Here is a 21,297-nt window from a genome sequence, read left to right as displayed (position 1 = left end):
CCGGCGTTACAGCCGTGTGCAAATATTTCTGAAATTTATTCATCCAGCTTCAAAAGCGGCTCCTGGAAGCGCAGCAAACGCCCGGCATTGCCCAATACCAGCAGGGTGCTGAGGTTATGCAACACCGCCGCAATCATTGCCCCGGCAGCGCCCAGCCAGCCAAACGCGGCGAACACCACGATGGCCAGCGTCCAGCCCAGGCCGATGATCACGTTGACCTGCAACGTGTGCCGGCACTGGCGGCTCAAGCGCACGCAGGTGCCGAGGCGGCGCAAATCGCTGCCGATCAGCACCACGTCCGCCGACGCCAGGGCGATGTCCGCACCGCCTGCGCCCATGGCCACACCGACCACGCCCGCTTTGAGTGCCAGGGAATCGTTGATCCCGTCACCCACGACCATAGGGCGGAAGCCACTGCTGATTTCTCCCAGCACGCGGTTGAGCTTATCTTCCGGCAAGGCCTGCGCCTCGACGTCACTGATGCCTACGTCGAGCGCCAGGCTGTCGGCCACGCTCTGGCGGTCGCCGGTCAGCAGCAGTTGGCGGCCCAGGCCGAGGTCGCGCAGCTCTTGCAGCGCCTGGCGTGCTTCCGGCTTGACGCTGTCAGCCAGTAACAGCCAGGCCAGGAATTGCCCGTTCAACGCCAGCCCGGCAATCGGGCCGTCATGGTTCGGGACTGTCGTCGTGACAATACCCAACTGCTCGAACAACTCCGGTCGCCCCAGCGCCGCCTCGCCCTGCCCGGTTTGCGCCACGACGCCAAGCCCCTGGCGTTCGTGAATATCCGTCAGCACCAGCATCTGCTCTTGCGTGGCCAAACCGGCCAGCGCACGGCTGACCGGGTGACTGCTGGCCGAACCGAGGCTGGCGGCGAGATTCAACAACACCTGCCGATCCGGCGCCGTGGTTTCGATGGACTGCAAACGCAGCGTGCCGAAGGTCAGCGTGCCGGTCTTGTCGACCACCAACGAGGTCAGGTCCGCCAACTCCTCCAGAAACGCCGAGCTGCGAATCAAAATCCCATGGCGCGCGGCCACGGCAATCCCGGCAATCGCTGTGGCCGGCGCCGACAGCACCAAGGCACACGGGCACGCCGCCACCAGCACCGCCAACATCGCCTGGGCGTCATTGGTGACAAACCAGGTCACCGCCGCCAGCAGCAACACCAGCACCATATAGCTGCCGGCATAACGCTCCAGCAGCCGCGTGATGGGTGGCTTGGAGCGTTCAGCGTTCTGCATCAGCGCGATCACCTTGCCCAAGGTCGATTCATCGCCGGTGCGGGTCACTTGCAAGCGCAGTAACCCATCCAGGTTGATCGCACCGCCAAACACCTGCACACCGACGCTGGCTTCCAACGGCACCGACTCACCCGTGATGGGCGCCGTGTCCAGGCTCGCCTGGCCCGACAGCACCACACCGTCGGCAGGCACGCGATCACCGGCGCGCACTTCAACAATATCGCCGGTGTTCAGCGTGCCGTTATCCACTTCAATAATGCTGCCATCGGCCTGCACCAACCGCGCATGGCTGCGGGTCAGTTTGCCCAGGGCGTGAATCGCTTCCTGGGAGCCGATCACGCTGCGCTCTTCCAACACATGGCCGAAGATCATGATAATCGGCAACAGCGCGGCGGTCAGCAGATCACCCGTCGCCCAGGCACCCAGCATTGCCAGCGCGATCAACTGATCGGTGATGCCATGCAGGCTGGGGTAACGCAGGCTGTACCAGGCCGAGCGCATCACCGGCACGGCCACCAGCAAGGACGCGACGCCGAGCAGCAGTTGGCTGACGCCGGTCTGGTCCGGCGCGAGCCAGCGCCAGACCAGGCCAAGCACCAGTAAACCCAGCGCCAGCATGGCCAGGGTTAATTGCCGGGCAGCGCTGCGCTGCTCGGCGGAGGTCAACATGGGTGCGCTCATTGCTCGGCTCCCTGAATGATCAAGCGGGAGTCATCTTTAGGGTCGACGGTGGTCACGGAACCTGCCTGGCCAAGGATCTTCGGCAAGCGCTCGCGGTACAGCCGCAGCAACAAGCCCGGGTCTTTAACCTGCGCCAGGCTGGCGACCGTCGCCGTTTGCGCCTGGGCATTGGCCAAGCGTTCGCTGGCCTGGGCGTGGGCAACCTGCACCAGTCGGTCGGCTTGCTGGTTGGCGGTCTGGGTGAGTTTTTCCGCGTCGGTGCGCGCATTGGCCACGGCCTTATCGGCTTGCTGGCTGGCCGTGAGCACCGCGTTGAAGGCATTCACGGCCGGGCCCGGCAGGCTCGATTGCACGTCGACACGAGTGACTTCAATGCCCAAGCCCAACCCCGTCGAGGCCAACTCGGCCAAGCGTTTATTGATGCCTTGCACCAGATCACCGCGCAGCCGTTCACGGCGTTCGGCGGCGCCGTTGTCGGTGCCGATCAGTTCAGGGCGCGCCACCAGAATCGTGTCCAGGTCGCGCGCGGCGGTCAGGGCCACCGCGCTGCGCGTCACCAGCCGATCCAGGGCCGGCAGCACATGCTCGCCCTGCAACACAAAGGCGTAAGGTTCGGTGACCTTATAGAACACCCGCACATCCAGCTGCACCACACCGGCATCGCCCGTCAGCAGGTAACCGGAACCGGCCAGCGCGTCGCTCAGAGGCGTGGCAAAACTGGCCACGCGATCGGCCTGGGTCGCCGCCTCGGAGCGCAACAAGTTCTCCACTCGCCGCTCGATCACACGGTCCGCCGCCGGCAACAGCACCACTTGCTCGAAGGGCTGCGGCCACGCCAGTAACAGCCCGGCGTTCTGGATGCGGTCAAGCGCGCCGAAGTGCAACACCACAGCGCGGTTTTGCGGGTCGATCTGGCGCACATTGGAAAACGCCCAGGCCAACGCCGCCAACACCGTCACCGCGTACAGCGCCAGGAAGGTCAGACGCCCGGCCTGGATCCACGGGCTGTCCGGGCCGTCACGCTCGGTCATGGCTGAACGTCCTTAGGCCCGTCTACCAATGCACGGAACGGCGCAGCATCGGTGCGCAGGATGATCTTGGTGCCCGGCGTGACCACCGTGCCCAAGGTATCGAGCGAGCGCAGCAGGTTGTACAACTGCGGGTTGCCGGCGTAGGCACGCCCGTAAATCTGCGCCGCCTCAACCCGCGACTGGGCTTCGATATCAGCGGCTTTCACCGTGGCATCGGCCTGCACGATGCGCGCATCACGCTCGGCAGCGGAGCGAATCTGCGCCGCTTCACGCTTGCCCACGGCGGTGCGTTCAGTGGCGATGGTTTCGCGCTCGGCACGCATGCGGTCGACGGTGGCGGTCAAGGTGACGGAAGGCAACGTCAGGCGTTCGACACCCACTTGCGCCACGCGCACGCCATAGGTGGTGAGCAATTGTTGATCAATCTGCTGGCGCAGCTGGGCTTCAAAATCAGCGATGCGCACCTGGCTGGCGTCGGTGTTGATCAGGCTCGACAGGTCGAAGCTGGCCGCCGTGGTTTCCAGCGCCGAGCCGACAAAGGTGCGAATCTGCCGCGCCGCTTCATCCGGCTGGTTCTGCACCGCCCGCATAAAGCGCTGCACATTGTCGGCATCGCCCTGCACCTGCCACGCCACGTAGGCCTGCACAATAATGCGCAGGCCATCGCGGGTGCCCACATCCTGCAAACCGCTGGAAGTGGTGCGCAGGCGCAGGTCCACCGGGATCGCCGCTTCGAACGGCGCCGGCCAGCGCCAGCCCAGGCCCGGCTCCAGCAATACCCGCGCCGGGTTGCCGAAGCGGGTAATCACCGTGGCTTCACCGGAACGCACCTGCACCAGGCTCGCCGCCGCGACGGCAAACAACACCAGCAACACCGCCCAGGCCATGCGCCGCCAAGGGAATGGGCCAGCGGCCTGTTCGTCGCCATGGTGGTGATGATGGTGGCCATGATGAGGGTGATGACCGTGATCGTGAGAATGTGCGCTCAACAGACAGACTCCTTATTGAACGGCTTTACGCGGCGCCATCGGGTCGGCCGGCAAAGTAAAAGAACGCAGATCGATCGTCGGCGCGCCATCGGCGCCCAGGCGGTGATCCAGAATAAGCAGCTTGGCGTGGGCCAGGCCTTGGCTGAGTTGGCCCAGGTACTGTTCCAGCACAAAGGCACGACCCGCAGTGGCGTAGGCTTTTTGTTCGGCGGTAAAACGCAGGTCGGCCGCTTGGGCGCCCGCGTTTACTTCACGGGCAGTGGCCACCGCCTGATCGCGAGCAGTGCTGGCTTGCAACAACGCCTGGTTGGTTTGCTCGCTGGCAGCCCCGCGTTCGCGGGAGATCAGCGCCTGGGCGCCAATTTGTGCCGCCTGCACACCGTGATAAGCATTGGCAGCACCGGCCGGTGGGTGAATCGCTTCGACTACCGTGGCCAAAATCTCCACGCCGCTGTCGAGTTTTTGCAGGTCCGCCTGCACCGCGCGGCCTACTTCGTCGGCGAGGCTGGTGCGTTGCTCACCGAGCAATTCGTCGAGGGTGCGCGACGCAAAATCATGCACAAGGATGCGGCTGGCGGTGCTGCGAATCAGCGTCGGTACATCCGCGCTGTTATAGGTGGCGGCCAGCGCGGCCTTGTCCGTCAGGCCAATGCGGTAGACGAAACGCACATCCATATTGACGATCTGGAAGCTCTGCTTGTCGCCGCTGCTGCTGGCGATCACCTGAGACTTGTCATTCACATGGCTGGCGTCCCACAAGCGGTTGGCGATCAAGGGCGCCGGGCCTTCCGCCGAGGCCAGTTCCGGCGCGGCCGCCTCGCTGACGCTGGTGGCCAGTTCATGCACCACGCCGTTTTCCACGCTCAGCACGCGACCCAATGGCCAAGGCAACCCGGCATGCAAGCCCGGCCCGAACACCTGCACGGGTTTGCCGAACCGCTCATAAATCCCACGGCCTTGCAGGGGCACTTCGTGCACGCCGGTCAGCGCCCAACCTACCGCCAGCACCACCAACAGCACCGGCAAAAATGCCCGGCGCATGTAGGTAAACGCCCAGATCTGGCGCAAGTCGATGCCGAACCGGTTGTGCAATTCGTGCTGCAACGCCAGCAAGGGTTGGGGTGGCCAACGCAGCAGGCCCGCGATAAAACTTTGCGCCATCAAGCGCGGCTCGAGGCGCGGCTGGCGCGGGCTGAACAGTGACAGCACGCCTCTTAGCAGAAACTCCAGCGCCACCAACGCGGGCAACAGCCCCGTCAACACCGCCAGGCGCAGCGGCCACACGGATTCGGCACCGGCAAACAGCAGGCAGATCGCACTGACCACCAGGCTGATAATCGCCACGCGGCTCAACTGCGCCAGCTGTGACGCTTCCGGCCATTGCACGGCGGTTTCCTGGGCCAAGCGGCGCTCGAACACCAGCAAGCCAAAGGCCAACGCCAGGGCCACCGCCGCGCCGATGCTCGCCGATTGCCCCACCGCCGCGGCGGGCAAGGCCAGGTTCCAGAATTCGATGATGCTGATCAGCGCCAGCAACGACCAGCCGCACAGCCACAGCACCGGTGCGCCAACCTGTGACAGCACGCCGCTGCCAAACCTATTGAGCGCCCGTGCGAACGCGCCAACCTCTTCGCCGGACGCTTCGATCAGTTCAGCCGTGGGCGTTTCCAGCGCCTGGGCGCGCCAATCCGCCACCCACCACGCCGATTGCAACCCGGCCACCAGCACCAGCAAGGCCGACGCGCAGTTGATCAGCACCACCGGCCAGATCGACAGCGGCGCGAACAGCGCGACAAACAGCGCCAGCACCCAACCGGCCACGGCCAGGGCCGTCAGGCTGATGCCCGCCTGGCGCAACCGGCGGGCATGAAACAGCCCTTGTTGAAAACGCGGAAGGCCTTCAACCGAAGCGCCGTCAGCTTCCAGATCCACTTGCATCCACTTAACGTCCGCTTACATACAATTGGTTACGATATAACACGCAGCGTGAAATTTTTGTCCGAAAACAGCGTAAATCCCTTGTGGGAGCGGGCTTGCCTGCGATAACGGTCTGCCAGTTATTGATGGTTGGCCTCATATACCGCCATCGCAGGCAAGCCAGCTCCCACATTTGTTCTGTGGTGCTCTCTGGAAAGTGATTAAACCCCCAGAAACACGAGCCATCACTGGTGCAGGCACGGATTAATCGGCACACTCCAAACAGTTTTTCGCGGGCCCATGGACAAGGAAGCGTCATGATTTCGATCTACCAGCTCAAACCGCGTTTTCAGAACCTGCTGCGCCCTCTTGTGCAGCGCCTTTACGACAACGGCACCACCGCCAACCAGATCACCGTGCTGGCCGGCGTCGTTTCCTTGCTGGTCGGCCTGTTGATCGCCAGCTTTGCCCAACATCTCTGGCTGTTTGCGCTGATCCCGCTGTGGATGGTCCTGCGCATGGCCCTCAATGCCATCGACGGCATGCTCGCACGCGAATTCGGCCAGCAATCACGCCTGGGTGCGTACCTTAATGAACTGTGCGACGTGATCGCCGACAGCGCGTTGATCCTGCCCTTTGCGCTGATTCCCGGCGTGAGCCTGGCGCCGGTGCTGCTGGTGGCGTTGCTTGCCGTGTTCAGCGAATACGCCGGCGTGTTGGGGCCGATGGTGGGGGCCTCACGCCGCTATGACGGGCCGATGGGCAAAAGTGATCGGGCGTTCGTACTCGGCGTGCTCGCCACTGGCGTGGCGCTGGGCTGGCTCGGCGCCGGCGGGGTCGATGCGGTGATGTGGCTGGTCGCTGCCCTGCTCGCCTACACCTTGGTCAACCGCGTGCGTCAGGGCCTCAAAGAACAACAAGAAACCTCACCGATTGCATAAGGATTTTTGCGATGCGCGAACAGCAAGAGCACACCTTCGGTACCCATGATGGCGTCGAGCTTTTTTATCGGCACTGGCCGGCCACTGCGCCTGAGGGCGACGCGCCGCGCAAGGCGATCCTGCTGTTCCATCGCGGCCATGAGCATTCGGGCCGTATTGCCCACCTGGTCGACGAGCTCGACCTGCCGCAATTCGATTTCTTCGCCTGGGACGCCCGTGGCCACGGCCAATCGCCGGGCGCGCGCGGTGACAGCCCAAGCTTCGCCACCAGCGCCCGCGACGTGCAGACCTTCTGCGAACACATCGGCGCCACTTACGGCATAGAAGAACAAAACGTCGCCGTCATCGCCCAAAGCGTCGGCGCGGTGATCGCGGCCACTTGGGTACACGACTACGCGCCAAAAATCCGCGCACTGGTGCTCGCCTCCCCGGCATTCAAGGTCAAGCTGTACGTGCCCTTCGCCCGGCCTGGGCTGGCGTTGATGCGCAAGTTTCGCGGCAACTTTTTCGTCAACAGCTACGTCAAGGCCAAGTTCCTCAGCCATGACCCTGAGCGCGTCGCGTCCTACGACAGCGACCCGCTGATCACCAAGGCGATTTCGGTGAATGTGCTGCTGGGTTTGTACGAAGCCGCCGACCGGGTAGTCGCCGATGCCCAGGCGATCCAGGTGCCGACACAATTGCTCATCTCCGGCTCCGACTTTGTGGTGCACCGCAAACCCCAGCAGCAATTTTTCGACCGGCTTGGCAGCCTGAAAAAAGAGCTGCACATCCTGCCCGGTTTTTTCCACGACACCCTTGGCGAGCGCGACCGTGCCGTGGCCGTGAGCAGCGCCCGGCGCTTTATCCTGCAGAACTTCCAACACCCGCTGGACCGCGCCGCCCTGCTGGATGCCGACAAAATGGGCGCCACCTGCGCCGAGTCCGAAGCCCTCGCCGCGCCGCTGCCGCGTAACTCCCTGCGCGACCTGTACTGGCGCATGACCCGCGCCAGCATGGGCCTGGGCAAGAACCTGTCGGACGGGGTGAAACTGGGTTTCGACACCGGCTTCGACTCCGGCAGCACCCTGGACTACGTGTACCGCAACACGCCCACCGGCAAGGGCGGGCTGGGGCGGATGATCGACACCAATTACCTCAACTCCATCGGCTGGCGCGGCATTCGCCAGCGCAAGTTGAACGTCGAGGAACTGCTACGGCTGGCCATGGCCAGGTTGCGTGCCAATGATCGCGAAGTGCGCATTGTCGATATCGCCGCCGGCCACGGGCGCTACATTCTCGAAGCCTTGCAGGGCGTTTCGCCGCTGCCGGAATCAATCCTGCTGCGCGACTACAGCGACATCAACGTACGTGACGGCGGAGCGCTGATTCGCGAGAAAGGCCTGGGGGACATCGCGCAGTTCGTCAAAGGCGATGCGTTTGATCGTGCGGACCTGTCGGCGCTTGAGCCCAAGCCAACCTTGGCGGTGGTGTCCGGGCTGTATGAGCTGTTTGCCGATAACGGCATGGTCGGCGGGTCGCTGGCAGGTCTTGCCGAAGCCGTGGAGCCCGGCGGGTATCTGGTCTACACCGGCCAGCCGTGGCACCCGCAACTGGAACTGATCGCCCGCGCGTTGACCAGCCATCGCCAGGGCCAGGCCTGGGTAATGCGCCGTCGCAGCCAGGCCGAAATGGATCAATTGGTCGAGGCGGCGGGCTTTCGCAAAATCACCCAACGTGTGGATGAGTGGGGCATTTTCACCGTGTCCCTGGCGCAGAAGATCTGAGCATGCGTGAACCCGGTTTATTGAAACCCGCCGTCCTGTGGCTGCTGTTGTTGGCGCCGCTGTTTTTCAGCACCTACGGCTTTGCCACCTGGATCACCAGCCAGCGCAGCGATGTGGGCACGCTGGTGTTCGGCTGGGAAACCCATATGCCGTTCTGGGCCTGGACCATCGTGCCCTATTGGTCCATCGACCTGCTCTACGGGTTTTCGCTGCTACTGCCCACTACTCGCCATGAGCTCAAACAACACGCGTTGCGCCTGCTCAGTGCGCAAGTCATTGCCGTGAGCTGCTTTTTGATCTGGCCGCTGCGTTTCACCTTTGAACGGCCGGAGCTGGATGGTGTATTCGGCTGGCTGTTTGCGGTGCTGGCCGGCTTTGATAAACCCTTCAACCAGGCACCATCGCTGCATATCGCGCTGCTGGTGATTTTGTGGGTCATGTACCAGCGTCACACCCAAGGGTTCTGGCGTTGGCTGGTGCATGGCTGGTTTGTGTTGATCGGTATTTCGGTGTTGACCACTTATCAACATCACTTTATCGACTTACCCACAGGCGCGCTGGCGGGTTGGTTGTGTGTGTGGCTGTGGCCGGTGGAACATCCGAGCCCGCTGTTGAATGCACGGCTGACGCGGGACACAAAACGATGGCGACTGGGCATGCGCTACGGCCTTGGCGCTTTAGTGCTGGTGATCCTGGCCTGGGTGCTGCGTGGCGGGTGGTTGTGGCTGCTTTGGCCAGCGGTTTCCTTGGGTTTGATCAAGGCTAACTACTTTGTGCTCGGCGCGGCGGGCTTCCAGAAGCGCAAAGACGGTCGGCTCACGCCAGCGGCGCGCTGGCTGTATGCACCCTACTTGGCGGCCGCGTGGATAAATTCCCGGCTCTGGACACGTAAACATCTACAGCCCGACCAGATTGTGGATAACGTCTGGCTTGGTCGAATCCCTGCCACCGGCGAGCAAGGTTCCTTCACGGCCATCGTCGATCTGTGCGCCGAATTGCCGATTAATCCACAGGGCCGCGCTTATGAATGCGTGCCCGTACTCGACCTGATCGCGCCAACGCCTGAGCAATGCCTGCAAGCTGCCGAGGCCATTGAACGCCTGCGTTCAAGCGGCCCGCTGCTGGTGTGCTGCGCCCTTGGCTACTCGCGCAGCGCCACCGCCGTCGCCGCGTGGCTGCTGCACAGCGGGCGAGTTGCCACGGTCGACGAGGCACTGGCTATTATTCGTACAGCACGGACCGAAGTGGTTCTGCATCCTGCTCACCGTAAAGCGTTGGAGGGTTTGCCCCATGCCCGCTGATATGGAACTCCAGGTCGTTGCCAGCCTGCTGCGACGTGGCCGTTCGCTGGATCAGTTATCCACAGGCCTGACCGTGGCTGGTGTGTTGTTCGGCCTTGCTCAGTTGCTGTTGGCCAGCGTTTCGACCCTGTGCCTGCTGCTCAGCCTGTGGATGATTATTCTCGGCCTGCTGCAAAAGTACTGGGCCTTGCGCGTGGCCTTCGACGCCGACCTGTTCGCCCTGCTGGCCCGCGACACCGAGCGCACGGCCGATCTCGACCAAGCCTTGCAGAGCATCGGCCTGCAATCGCCCAAACGCGCGGGCCGGCCCTGGACCGAACGCCGTCGCGGCGCGCTCAAACTGCTGCGCAAACAAGCCTGGTTGCTGGCCGCGCAAGCGCTGCTGACCCTGGCCGTCATCCTCGCCAGCCCTTGGCTACCTTTCGCCGGATAAGGAATCCCCATGTTCGAACCCGTGGTCGCCACCCTAATTACTTCGATGGCCCGCACCGTTACCGGCGCCCGTAGCCTGTGGCTGGGGTGCGCGCCGGTGCCGGTGCAGCGCATCTACTTCGCCAACCACAGCAGCCACGGTGATTTCGTCTTGCTATGGGCGTCGTTGCCGCAGAACCTGCGTAAATTCACGCGCCCGGTGGCCGGCAGTGATTACTGGAACCAAAGCGCACTGCGCCGCTACATCATCAACCGCGTGTTCAACGGCGTGTTGATCGACCGCGAGCGCAAAGACCCTGTGGATAACCCCTTGCAGCCGATGCTGGCCGCGTTGGAAGGCGGCGATTCGTTGATCATCTTTCCCGAAGGTACGCGCAACCTGGAGGACGGTTTGCTGCCGTTCAAAAGTGGCCTGTATCACCTGGCCAAAAGTTACCCACAGGCCGAATTGATTCCGGTGTGGATCGCCAACCTCAACCGGGTCATGCCCAAGGGCCGCGTACTGCCGCTGCCGAAGCTGTGTACCACCAGCTTCGGCGCGCCGCTGCAATTGGAAGAAGGCGAAGACAAAACCGCCTTCCTTGCCCGCACCCGCGACGCCCTGCTTGCCCTCGCTCCGGAGCATGTCTGACATGGATAGCCAAACCCTGATGTTGTTCGGCGGGATCGGCGCGATCCTGGTGCTCGCCTCGCTGATCGGCCTGATCCTCAAACTGCGCACCCGTGGCACACCGAATGCAGTGGTCGACAACCTCAACGCCCGCATCAATGCCTGGTGGGTAATGGTGGTGGTGATCGGTATCGCCTTCTGGCTCGGCACCGGCGCGGTGATCCTGCTGTTCTATGCAGTGTCGTTCTACGCCCTGCGCGAATTTCTCACCCTCACGCCGACACGGCGCAGCGACTACCCGGCGCTGGTGGCGGCGTTTTACCTGGCGCTGCCGCTGCAATACCTGCTGATCTATGCCGACTGGTACGGGCTGTTCTCGATCTTCATTCCGGTGTACGTGTTCCTGCTGCTGCCGATCCTCGCTTCGCTGGGTGGCGACAGCACGCACTTTCTGGAACGAGCGTCGAAGGTGCAATGGGGCCTGATGATTGCGGTGTTCTGCGTGTCGTTCGTGCCCGCCTTGCTCACCCTCGATATTCCCGGCTACGAAGGCCGCAACCTGTTGCTGATCGCTTACCTGGTGATCGTGGTGCAACTGTCGGACGTGCTGCAGTACGTGTGCGGCAAACTGTTCGGCAAACACAAGATCGCGCCCAACCTGTCACCGTCCAAAACCGTGGAAGGCTTTGTCGGCGGGATTCTGCTGTCGTCCCTGATCGGCGCGGCGCTGTGGTGGACCACGCCGTTCAACCCATGGCAATCATTCCTGATCGCGCTGCTGATCAACCTGCTGGGCTTCGCCGGCGGCATCGTGATGTCGGCGATCAAGCGCGACCGGGGCGTGAAGGATTGGGGGCACATGATCGAAGGCCACGGCGGGATGCTGGACCGCCTGGATTCGGTGTGCTTTGCCGCGCCGATTTTCTTCCACCTTGTGCGCTACTGGTGGACTTGAGACACGCACTCTCTCAAGCCCAACACAGATCAATTGTGGGAGCTGGCTTGCCTGCGATAGCGCAGTCTCAGCCAGCATCACTTTTGGGTGTGCCACCGCCATCGCAGCATAGGTATCTACACAACCGGTTAACACGAAGTCTGTTGCAAGTGAGCTGTTGTGGCGAGCAGGCTTGCCCTGCGCTGGGCTGCGAAGCAGCCCCAGTACAGGCACTGCAATCTTCCTGAAAGAATTCAGCGTCTGGTTTTGGGGCTGCTTCGCAGCCCAGCGCAGGGCAAGCCTGCTCGCCACAGGAGAAAGTGGCGGCCTTTAAAAGTTGTGTAGATACCTATGACCATCGCAGGCAAGCCAGCTCCCACAGTGGTTTTGCAGTGCTTTCGAGGGCTCAGCAAAGTCTGAAACCACCGTTCCTACCTCCTGCGTCCCTTTCTTTCGCAGGACATTTCCGAGAGAATCCCAACCGCTTGTGCGCTGCCTTTTCGATGGCTAGTCTGCGTTGGTCACTGTCAATTCAGTGACCGGGTTTAGCAGCTCGAACGTTTAACATTGGGCGCACAAGCGCCATCTGAAGCATGGCGTTTTTTTATGCCGTCGCTTTATGGTGGCTGTGCGCAGGGCACCCTCGGGTGCGCCGGGTTCCCAATGTTCCGGCCTGCTAACCTGCGTACAGCTGCCACCCATTGTTTAGCAGCGATGGTTGTCAGCTCCAATTACCTACATTGGAGTTACCGCAATGAGCCAAGTAAGACCCGGTCCACCCCATCCATTTTTCATCCCCCACCCCGAGCTCAGCTTCGAAGACGCATTGGTTTATGCCTCAGATCTGCTTCACTGTGCCGAGCAGTTAAGCGACTCGCCCAAGGCTGCGGGCCATCTAATGGAAATGGCCAAGGTCATGGTCGACCGCTCACTGGAATGCATGAGCACCTCATGAAAATGTAATGAGCGGGCTTGCTGGCGATAACGGAGTGTCAGCCAGCATCACTTGTTGGTGTGCCACCGCCATCGCAGGCAAGCCAGTTCCCACAGGTCTTTTGTGGTGTATTGGGAGGCCCCGCTCAATCCGAAACCTTGCTTCACGGCCAACCTTTCGATCGGTTTTGCGGTACGCCTCACCTTTGTGCAACACACCTGAGCACGCTGACCACTTCACGTCATCTTTTGTATCAAAGACGCGTGTAAGATAGGCCGCACTTTGCCAGGGATGCTCACCATGTTCGATTCGTTGAAAGCGATCAGCCGCCGTATTATCGGCGCTTTATTGACTGTGGTGAGTGCCATCTTTGGCCAATGGCAGCCGCCAGCCTGGCTGCGAGCCACGGGCCGTGGCGTGGGGAACCTGGGCAGTAAAGCCCGCGCCTATCCGCGCCAGACGGGGGCCGGGGTCTTGGGCCTGGTGCTGCTGGCCGCTGCTGGTTTTTACGGCTGGCACTGGTATTCGAATTTGCCGCAGCCCCACACCGTGGGTTATTCGCTGCATAAGCCGAACCTGACCGATTACACCCAGCAGCCTGCGGTTGTGGATAACTTGCAGGTGCGCTTTGCCGAGTCGGTGGCCCCACTGGCTGCCATTGGCAAGCCGGTTACCGAAGGCATCAACCTCAAGCCTAGCGTTGCAGGCGCCTGGCGCTGGTCCGACGACCGCACGTTAGTGTTCGTGCCCGAAAAAGACTGGCCTGTGGATGCTCATTACACACTCGACCTGGCCAAGAAACAGCTGCTGGCTGACGGCGTGCTGCTGAGCCAATACAGCAGCCAGTTCTCGACCCAGCCGTTCCGCGCCACCCTGGCGCAAAACGAGCTGTACCAGGACCCGTCCAACCCGACGCTGAAACAGCTGGTGGCGACCTTCCACTTTTCCCACCCGGTGGATGAAGACAACCTGCGCAAGCGCGTCTCGGTGACCCTCGGCAAAGGCCTGGCCTACCGCGATGCCCAGTTACCCAACCGCCCGGAAATCACCTTCGACGAGCTCAAGCTCAATGCTTACGTGCGCTCCGCCGCCCTGGCCACGCCACTGGAAAGCACGCCGGTCAGCGCCAAGCTCGATGAAGGCATCAAGGCCCGTGACGGCGGCAATGCCAGCAACGCGCCACTGGTGGCGGAAGTCACCGTGCCCGGCCGTTATCGCCTGACGTTTACCGCTGCCGAAGTCAGCTTTGTCGACAACGAGCGCGGCGAACCGGAGCCGGTATTGATGTTCAGCAGCTCCAGCGCCGTGGCCGATGACACCATCGCCGGCAAGGTCCAGGCCTGGTTGCTACCGGCCAAGGCCGAAGACGACACCCGCCCTTACACCAGCAACGATATCGATGACGCGATGCTCGCGCGCAGTACCAAGGTCAGCCTGACCCACGTGCCCAGCGTCGAGCCGCTGAACACCCTGCACGCGTTCAAATTCAAGGCCCCGGCCGGCCGCGCGTTGTATGTGCGCGTGCCCGCCAACCTGGAAGCCATTGGCGGTTACCTGGCGAAAAACCCTACCGCCTCGCTGATCAGCATGCCGGCGTACCCGCGCACCTTGCAGTTCCTGTCGGACGGCGCGCTGCTGAGCCTCAACGGCGAAAAACGCCTGGGCTTCATGGCCCGGGGCGTGCCCGGCGCCCATGTGGAAATCGCCCGCCTGCTGCCCAACCAGTTGCAGCATTTGGTCGACCAAAGCAGCGGCAGCTTCGCCCGGCCGAATTTCGGCAATGAATACTTCGACCGCATGGTTGAGCGTCAGTCTCTGGATATAGCGCTGTCGTCCAATGACCCGGCGAAAACCGTCTACGACAACGTCGACCTGAGCCACTACCTCACCGCCAATGGCGGCCGTCGAGGCATTTTCGTGCTCAAGCTGAGCCCGCAGGATGACCCGGCCGAGCGCACGTTCGAGTACGAGCGCAACAGCACCAGCGACCTGCGTTTTATCGTGGTCACCGACCTGGGCATCATCGCCAAGCGCTCCAGCGACGGCAGCCACGATGTGTTTGTGCAGTCCATCGGCAACGGCTCGCCGGTGGCTGATGCACAAGTCGACATCATGGGTCGCAACGGTTTGCCGGTCGCCAGCGGCCGCACCGACGCTGAAGGCCACGCGCATTTCGCCAAGCTGGATGAACTGCGCCGTGAGAAAACACCACTGATGTATGTAGTCACCCGCGGCAATGACCAGTCGTTCCTGCCGATTGCCCGTCAGTCCCAGCAGTTGGACTTTTCACGCTTCGATGTAGGTGGTTTGGAAGAAGACGGCGCGATTAATCGCCTCAGCGCGTATATGTTCACCGACCGTGGCCTGTACCGCCCGGGCGAGACCGCGCACCTGGGCATGATCGTGCGTAGCGGCGACTGGAAAGGCGCCTTGCAAGGCCTGCCGGTTGAGCTGCAAATCACCGACCCACGCGGTCTGGAAGTGATTCGCCAGCCGCTGAAGCTGTCCACCAGCGGCTTTGAAACCTTTGATTTCCCCAGCAGTGAAGTCGCCCCCGCCGGGGATTACACCGCGACCTTGCAGCTGATCGGCCAGAAAAACACCCGCACCGACCTGGGCAGTGTCAGCTTCAAGGTTCGCGACTTTGAGCCAGACCGCATGAAGGTCAGCCTGAGCTTGCACGACACACCGGTATTGGGCTGGATTCCGCCCGACCAAGTGGTGGCCAAAGTCACCGCGATGCATCTGTTCGGCGCTCCGGCAGCCGGCCGGCGCGTCACGGCGAAAATGTCCCTGAGCCCGACGCTCGCGGCCTTTGACCGTTACCCCGATTACCGCTTCCGCCTCAACGATTCCCTGGAAGAAGCCAGCACCGAAGACCTGGCCGAAACCACCGTCGACGACAACGGCCAGGCCGTGCTCGACCTCAACCTGCAACGCTTCGCCAGCAGCACCTATCGCCTGCAGGTGATGACCCAGGTATTCGAGGCCGAAGGTGGCCGCAACGTGGCGGCGCAAAGTGCGCTGCTGGTGTCGTCCGCGCCTTATCTGGTTGGTGTGAAAAGTCAGGATTCGCTGTCGTACGTCGCCAAGGACGCCCCGCGCCAGGTGCAATGGCTGGCCGTCGCGCCGGACCTCACGCCGATGGCCGTGGATGGCCTGACCAGTGAGGTGGTGGAACACCGTTACGTGTCGGTACTGGTGAAACAGTCCAACGGCACCTACAAATACGAGTCGCGCATCAAGAACATCAGCCAGCCGGCCTCCCCGCTGACGATGACCAAGGACGGCGCCAAGCAGACCCTCAACACCGGCACGCCGGGTGATTTCACCCTGCAAGTCAAAGACGCCAATGGCCGTCTGCTCAACCAGATGGACTACAGCGTGGCCGGGCGCGGCAACACCTCGCGCTCGCTGGAGCGCAACGCCGAGCTGCAACTGCGCCTGGATAAACGCAGCTATGCCACCGGTGATGAGATTGCGATCAGCATCCGCGCACCTTACACCGGTGCCGGCTTGATCACCATCGAGCGTGACAAGGTTTACACCCAACAGTGGTTCAAGGCCGACAGCACCAACAGCGTGCAACATATCCGCGTGCCTGCAGGCCTTGAGGGCAATGCCTACGTCAACGTGCAGTTTGTGCGCGACATGGGTTCGCCTGAGGTCTATATGAGCCCGCTGTCCTACGGCGTGGTGCCGTTCAGCATCAACCTGGATGCACGGCGCATGGCGCTCAAGGTTGAAGGCCCGGAGAAGATCGAGCCGGGGCAGACCCTGGATATCAAGGTCACTGCCGACCGCCCAGGCCGCGCGGTGGTTTATGCGGTGGACGAAGGCATCCTGCAAGTGGCGCGTTACCAGACGCCCGACCCGTTGGGCTTCTTCTTCCAGAAACGCGCATTGGAGGTCGGCACCAGTCAGATTCTTGACCTGATCCTGCCGGAATTCAGCCGCCTGCTCAGTGGGGCAGCGCCGGGTGGTGACACCGAAGGCGCGCTGGCCAACCACCTCAACCCGTTCAAGCGTAAACACCAGCCGCCCGTGGCCTGGTGGTCCGGGCTGGTTGACCTGCCCGCCGGTGAAACCGTGCTGCATTACCAGGTGCCGGACAGCTTCAACGGCAAGCTGCACCTGTTTGCAGTGGCAGTGGACAGTGACAGCGTGGGTGTCAGCGAGGCCAATACCGAAGTGCGCGGGCCGATTGTGATCACGCCGAACGTGCCGGCCTTTGTGGCGCCGGGAGACGTGTTCAATGTGAGCGCCGGGGTGTTCAGTAACCTCGACGCGGCAGCGGACGTGAAGTTTGAAGTGCAGACCAGCGACGGCCTCAACGTGCAGGGCGATAAAGGCAGCACCCTGTCGCTGCAACCGCGCAAGGAAGGCACTGCCGAGTTCAAGATCAAGGTCGGCGAAACCCTCGGCTCGGCGGATCTGCGGTTTGTCGCGGTACTGCCGAACGGCAAACGTATCCAGGTCGCAGAAACCACCTCGATCCGCCCACTGAGCGAGCATCGCGTGGCCTTGAGCCTGGGCCGTTTCGACAGCGCCAGCAAAGAGCTGAAACCGACGCGTGAGCTGTTCAGCCAATTGCGCGATGTGCAACTGGGCGTGGCCGCGTCGCCGCTGGTGTGGGCCAACGGCCTCAAACATTACCTGGATGACTATGGTTACGCCTGCACCGAGCAATTGGTGTCCAAGGCCATGCCGGCGTTGATCTGGGGCGGTACGGCGCCAGAAGCCGAACAAGCCTTCAGCGGCGCGGTGCGCATGCTGCGCCAGCGCCAGAACTCGGCCGGTGGCTTTGGTTTGTGGGCGGCCAACCCGGATGTGGCGCCGTATGCCAGCCTGTATGCCACCGACTTCCTGATCGAAGCCAAGGAACGCGGGCTGCCGGTGCCGGAAGACCTGCTGGCGCGCTCCAACACCTACCTGACGGACCTGGCCAATGGCCCGAGCGAAGGTCTGTCGGAATTGCGCAACCGTGCCTACGCCAGTTACCTCTTGAGCCGTCAGGGGATTCTGGTGAGCGGCGCCTTGAGCGACATCCGCGAGCGTTACGAGAGCTACTTCAAAGACACCTGGCAGAACGACTTGGGCGCCGCTTACCTGGCGGCCAGTTACAAGCTGCTCAAGCAGGATCGTCAGGCCGATACCCTGTTCCGCAAAATCCCGTGGCGTTCGCTGGTGGATAAGTGGGAGAGCGATGGCCTGTATTACGACCCGCTGGTACACGACGCCGAGCACTTGCACCTGCTGGCGCGCCACTTCCCCGAGTTGCTTGACGACGTACCGACGGCGCTGCTGGATAAACTCGGCAAGCGCCTGAACGAACAGCGCTACAACTCGCTGTCGGCCGCCCTGCTGCTGCGCGCCCTGGACAACTATGGCCAGCGCGCCCAGAGCGACATGACCCTCAAGGCGACTGCCTGGCTGGGCGACAAGCAACAGCAACTGCTGGAGATGGCCGGCCAGCCACCGCGCGCCGCCGTGCCGGGTAAAACCCAGAAACTGGTGATGGAAAAAACCGACGGCCCGGCTGCTTTCTACATGCTCAGCGAAGCCGGTTTCGACAAGGGTGCCAAGCTCAAGCCGATCAACAATGGCCTGGAAATCATCCACGAATACCTCGACCTCAAAGGCGAGCCGGTGAGCAAAGTCGCGGTGGGCGACGAGTTCCTGGTGCGCCTGCGCCTGCGCGCCACCGACCGTGACCAAGTGCAGCAAGTGGCCGTGGTCGACTTGCTGCCCGGCGGCGTCGAGCCTGTGTATAACTTGCCGCCGGAGCCGGAAGCCGCCGCCAGCAGCGAGGAAAGTGAAAGTGAGGGCGACGATTCCGAGTACGTGGAAACCGCCGACGGTGACGAAGCCGAGACCTGGCAAGCGCCGATCGGCGAGACCGAGCTGAGCAACTGGCAGCCGGACTACGTGGATGTGCGCGATGATCGAGTGGTGTTGTACGGCACCGCGCTGCGTGATGTAGGCACTTTCGTGTACCGCGTGCGCGCCACCAACGCAGGGACGTTCAATACGCCACCGGCCTACGCCGAAGGCATGTACGAAACCACCCTGCAAGGGCGCGGCAAAGTAGGCCAGCTTGAAATTACCAAGCCTTAAACGCCTGACGCCGCTGCTTGCAGCGGCGGTACTCTTTACAGGCACGCTGGCAGGGCTGCGATGGTGGCCCCATGCCCCGCTGGAACAGGCCGTCACCTCGTCACGCGTGGTGTTGGCCGATGACGGCGCGTTGCTGCGCATGACCCTGGCAGAGGATGGGCAATATCGCCTGTGGCTGCCGCTTGCGCGCATGTCGCCGTCACTGGTCGAAGCCTTGTTGCTCAAGGAAGACCGCAATTTCTACTGGCACCCGGGCATCAACCCCCCGGCGTTGCTGCGCGCGGCCATGGCCACCTACAGCGGCGGCCAGCGCCAGGGCGGCTCAACCTTGAGCATGCAGCTGGCGCGGCGGCTGTGGGACCTCAACACCCGCCAAGTGCCGGGCAAATTGCAGCAGATGGCCCTGGCGCTGTGGCTGGAAGCGCGCTACAGCAAGCACGATATCCTTGAGGCTTACCTGAACCTGGCGCCCATGGGCGGCAATATCGAAGGCGCCGAAGCGGCCAGCCGGATTTACTTTGGCAAGTCGGCGGCGCAGTTGTCGTTGTCCGAAGCGCTGGCGCTGGCGGTGATCCCGCAGCAACCGGGGCGGCGCGCACGCTTCGGGCCGTCGCTGCAACATGCGCGGCTGCGCTTGATGGCCGACTGGCGCGAAACTTATCCACAGGACGCTCGTAACGACAGTTTGCTCGACTTGCCCCTGGAGGCGCGCAACCGCCAGCAGATTCCGTTTCTGGCACCGCACTTGAGCGAACAGCTGCTGGCATCCCAGCCCGGCAACGAACTCAACACCACCCTCAACCTGCCTTTGCAGCAACTGCTCGAACGCCTGATCACCGGTTTTATTGCCGAGCGGCGCAGTACCGGTGTGGAAAACGCCACGGCCATCCTTGTGGACAGCCGCGACCAGAGCGTCAAGGCGCTGGTGGGTTCGGCGGATTACTTATCCACAAGCATCCACGGCCAGGTCAACGGCGTGTTGTCGCGGCGCTCGCCGGGGTCGACGCTCAAGCCGTTTTTGTATGGACTGGCGCTGGATCAGGGGGTTATCCACCCCATGAGCATCCTCAAGGATTTGCCCAGTAACTTCGGCTACTTCCAGCCGGAAAATTTCGACGGCAGTTTTGTCGGGCCACTGACGGCGCGGGATGCGTTGATCCGTAGTCGCAATATTCCGGCGGTGTGGCTCGCCAGCCAGGTGCAGTCGCCCTCGCTGTACGGCTTGCTGCAACGCGCCGGTATCAAAGGCTTGCGTGGGGAAAGTCACTATGGCTTGGCCCTGGCTTTGGGCGGCGGCGAGATGACGCCGGAGGAACTGGCGCGCCTGTATGTGATGCTGGCGGGTGACGGGCATTTGCGGCCTTTGCGCTATGTGCAGGAACAGCCGCAAACCACTGGCGCGCAACTGCTTACGCCCCAAGCGGCGTTTATGGTGCGCGACATGCTGCGCCGCAACCCGCGCCCGGATGGCCTGCCCGGCCGCCACTGGCGCACCGCGTGGAAAACCGGCACGTCATGGGGCTTTCACGATGCCTGGAGCGCAGGCCTGGTGGGGCCGTATGTGCTGGTGGTGTGGGTGGGCAACTTTGATGGGCGGCCGAACCCGACGTTTATCGGCGCCAAAACCGCTGCGCCGCTGTTCTTCCGCATCGCCGACGCCCTGCCGCTGGCCTTGCCCAACGTGGTGATCAAGCCCGACAAGGCGCCCGCCGGGCTGGTGCGCATCGACGTGTGTGCGGCCTCCGGCGAATTGCCCAACCGCTGGTGCCCGCAAACCCGCAAGACCTGGTACATCCCCGGCGTGTCGCCAATTCGCGTGTCCAATCTGCACCGCCCGGTGCTGATCGATACGCGCACCGGCAAGGCCGCGTGCCCGCCGTTTGACCCGCAATACACCCGCGAAGAAGTCTTCGAATTCTGGCCCAGCGACGTGCAGCGCCTGTACCGCGCCGCCGGCCTGCCCCGGCGCACGCCGCCTAATGTGATGAAAAATTGCCAGCCCAACCGCATCAGCGACCAAAGCGAAGCGCCGCAGATTCGCTCGCCGCTGACCCAGGTGAGCTACCAACTGCGCCTGTCCCAGCCGCAGGAAAGTATCCCGCTCAATGCCAACGCGGCCAGTGATGCGACCACGCTGTACTGGTTTGCCGACCAGACGCTGATCGGCCAGGGCCCGCCGCAAACCACGTTGAATTGGCGGCCGGGCAAGTCGGGCGAGTATCGGTTGCGGGTCAGCGATGATCAGGGGCGCAGTGCGAGCCGCGGGCTGAAAGTGGAGTTTGTGCCCTGAGCTGGCTAAGCGCAGATCCCCTGTGGGAGCGGGCTTGCCCGCGATAGCGGTGGGTCAGCCAACATCACTGATGACTGGGCCGACGTCTTCGCGGGCAAGCCCGCTCCCACAGG

At 62.8% G+C, this 21,297-nt stretch carries 13 protein-coding genes; 9 read left to right on the top strand and 4 right to left on the bottom strand.

The features are described from left to right. Positions 1-35: 35 nt before the first annotated feature. Genes BLV67_RS24150 through hflK (BLV67_RS24135) form a run of 4 tightly spaced genes read right to left on the bottom strand, consistent with a single transcriptional unit; the run spans position 36 to position 5,880 of the window. Positions 36-1,922 carry a cation-translocating P-type ATPase gene (locus BLV67_RS24150; protein ID WP_056860925.1) on the bottom strand — a complete coding sequence of 629 codons (1,887 nt, stop codon included), beginning with the start codon at positions 1,920-1,922 and terminating at the stop codon, positions 36-38. Then, complete coding sequence (gene hflK / locus BLV67_RS24145; protein WP_069785767.1) at positions 1,919-2,953, bottom strand: protease modulator HflK; 1,035 nt, start codon at positions 2,951-2,953, stop codon at positions 1,919-1,921. Before hflK (BLV67_RS24145) ends, BLV67_RS24150 begins: the two co-directional genes overlap by 4 nt. After that, positions 2,950-3,945 carry a protease modulator HflC gene (gene hflC, locus BLV67_RS24140; RefSeq protein ID WP_425272315.1) on the bottom strand — a complete coding sequence of 332 codons (996 nt, stop codon included), beginning with the start codon at positions 3,943-3,945 and terminating at the stop codon, positions 2,950-2,952. The genes hflK (BLV67_RS24145) and hflC overlap by 4 nt, the downstream gene beginning before the upstream one ends. Positions 3,946-3,954: 9 nt before the next feature. Next, entirely contained in the window at positions 3,955-5,880 is a 1,926-nt protein-coding gene (hflK, locus tag BLV67_RS24135; protein ID WP_069785768.1) for a protease modulator HflK, read from the bottom strand. Positions 5,881-6,176: 296 nt separating this feature from the next. Here hflK (BLV67_RS24135) and BLV67_RS24130 point away from each other — a divergent pair, with 296 nt between their 5' ends. The 9 genes from BLV67_RS24130 to pbpC all read left to right on the top strand — a co-directional run bounded on the left by BLV67_RS24130 (position 6,177) and on the right by pbpC (position 21,184). Continuing rightward, on the top strand, positions 6,177-6,800 hold the full coding sequence (locus tag BLV67_RS24130) for a CDP-alcohol phosphatidyltransferase family protein (protein WP_069785769.1): 624 nt from the start codon (positions 6,177-6,179) through the stop codon (positions 6,798-6,800). Positions 6,801-6,811: 11 nt separating this feature from the next. After that, on the top strand, positions 6,812-8,566 hold the full coding sequence (locus tag BLV67_RS24125) for a bifunctional alpha/beta hydrolase/class I SAM-dependent methyltransferase (RefSeq protein WP_069785770.1): 1,755 nt from the start codon (positions 6,812-6,814) through the stop codon (positions 8,564-8,566). A 2-nt stretch (positions 8,567-8,568) separates the two neighbouring features. After that, on the top strand, positions 8,569-9,867 hold the full coding sequence (locus BLV67_RS24120) for a phosphatase PAP2/dual specificity phosphatase family protein (RefSeq protein ID WP_069785771.1): 1,299 nt from the start codon (positions 8,569-8,571) through the stop codon (positions 9,865-9,867). Beyond that, entirely contained in the window at positions 9,857-10,300 is a 444-nt protein-coding gene (locus BLV67_RS24115; RefSeq protein ID WP_069785772.1) for a hypothetical protein, read from the top strand. The genes BLV67_RS24120 and BLV67_RS24115 overlap by 11 nt, the downstream gene beginning before the upstream one ends. Before the next feature lie 9 nt (positions 10,301-10,309). Beyond that, entirely contained in the window at positions 10,310-10,930 is a 621-nt protein-coding gene (locus BLV67_RS24110) for a lysophospholipid acyltransferase family protein (protein ID WP_069785773.1), read from the top strand. A 1-nt stretch (position 10,931) separates the two neighbouring features. Further along, a complete protein-coding gene (locus BLV67_RS24105; protein ID WP_017135107.1) occupies positions 10,932-11,864 on the top strand; it encodes a phosphatidate cytidylyltransferase in 933 nt (310 codons plus the stop codon). A 733-nt stretch (positions 11,865-12,597) separates the two neighbouring features. Beyond that, positions 12,598-12,798, top strand: coding sequence for a DUF3077 domain-containing protein (locus BLV67_RS24100; RefSeq protein WP_069785774.1), 201 nt, complete (start codon positions 12,598-12,600; stop codon positions 12,796-12,798). A gap of 279 nt (positions 12,799-13,077) precedes the next feature. Next, entirely contained in the window at positions 13,078-18,894 is a 5,817-nt protein-coding gene (locus BLV67_RS24095; protein WP_069785775.1) for an alpha-2-macroglobulin, read from the top strand. Continuing rightward, on the top strand, positions 18,875-21,184 hold the full coding sequence (pbpC, locus tag BLV67_RS24090; protein WP_069785776.1) for a penicillin-binding protein 1C: 2,310 nt from the start codon (positions 18,875-18,877) through the stop codon (positions 21,182-21,184). The genes BLV67_RS24095 and pbpC overlap by 20 nt, the downstream gene beginning before the upstream one ends. Positions 21,185-21,297 lie beyond the last annotated feature (113 nt).

It is taken from the genome of Pseudomonas salomonii (genome assembly GCF_900107155.1).
Classification (GTDB): domain Bacteria; phylum Pseudomonadota; class Gammaproteobacteria; order Pseudomonadales; family Pseudomonadaceae; genus Aquipseudomonas; species Aquipseudomonas salomonii.
The sequence above is the reverse complement of the archived record's forward strand: the minus strand, read 5'-3'. Positions and strand labels throughout refer to the sequence as shown.

What these genes read in the sequence shown, in the direction of transcription:
- BLV67_RS24150 (WP_056860925.1), bottom strand. Translation starts at nt 1,922, where the DNA reads ATGAGCGCACCCATGTTGACCTCCGCCGAGCAGCGCAGCGCTGCCCGG.
- hflK (WP_069785767.1), bottom strand. Translation starts at nt 2,953, where the DNA reads ATGACCGAGCGTGACGGCCCGGACAGCCCGTGGATCCAGGCCGGGCGT.
- hflK (WP_069785768.1), bottom strand. Translation starts at nt 5,880, where the DNA reads ATGCAAGTGGATCTGGAAGCTGACGGCGCTTCGGTTGAAGGCCTTCCG.
- BLV67_RS24130 (WP_069785769.1), top strand. Translation starts at nt 6,177, where the DNA reads ATGATTTCGATCTACCAGCTCAAACCGCGTTTTCAGAACCTGCTGCGC.
- BLV67_RS24125 (WP_069785770.1), top strand. Translation starts at nt 6,812, where the DNA reads ATGCGCGAACAGCAAGAGCACACCTTCGGTACCCATGATGGCGTCGAG.
- BLV67_RS24120 (WP_069785771.1), top strand. Translation starts at nt 8,569, where the DNA reads ATGCGTGAACCCGGTTTATTGAAACCCGCCGTCCTGTGGCTGCTGTTG.
- BLV67_RS24115 (WP_069785772.1), top strand. Translation starts at nt 9,857, where the DNA reads ATGCCCGCTGATATGGAACTCCAGGTCGTTGCCAGCCTGCTGCGACGT.
- BLV67_RS24110 (WP_069785773.1), top strand. Translation starts at nt 10,310, where the DNA reads ATGTTCGAACCCGTGGTCGCCACCCTAATTACTTCGATGGCCCGCACC.
- BLV67_RS24105 (WP_017135107.1), top strand. Translation starts at nt 10,932, where the DNA reads ATGGATAGCCAAACCCTGATGTTGTTCGGCGGGATCGGCGCGATCCTG.
- BLV67_RS24100 (WP_069785774.1), top strand. Translation starts at nt 12,598, where the DNA reads ATGAGCCAAGTAAGACCCGGTCCACCCCATCCATTTTTCATCCCCCAC.
- BLV67_RS24095 (WP_069785775.1), top strand. Translation starts at nt 13,078, where the DNA reads ATGTTCGATTCGTTGAAAGCGATCAGCCGCCGTATTATCGGCGCTTTA.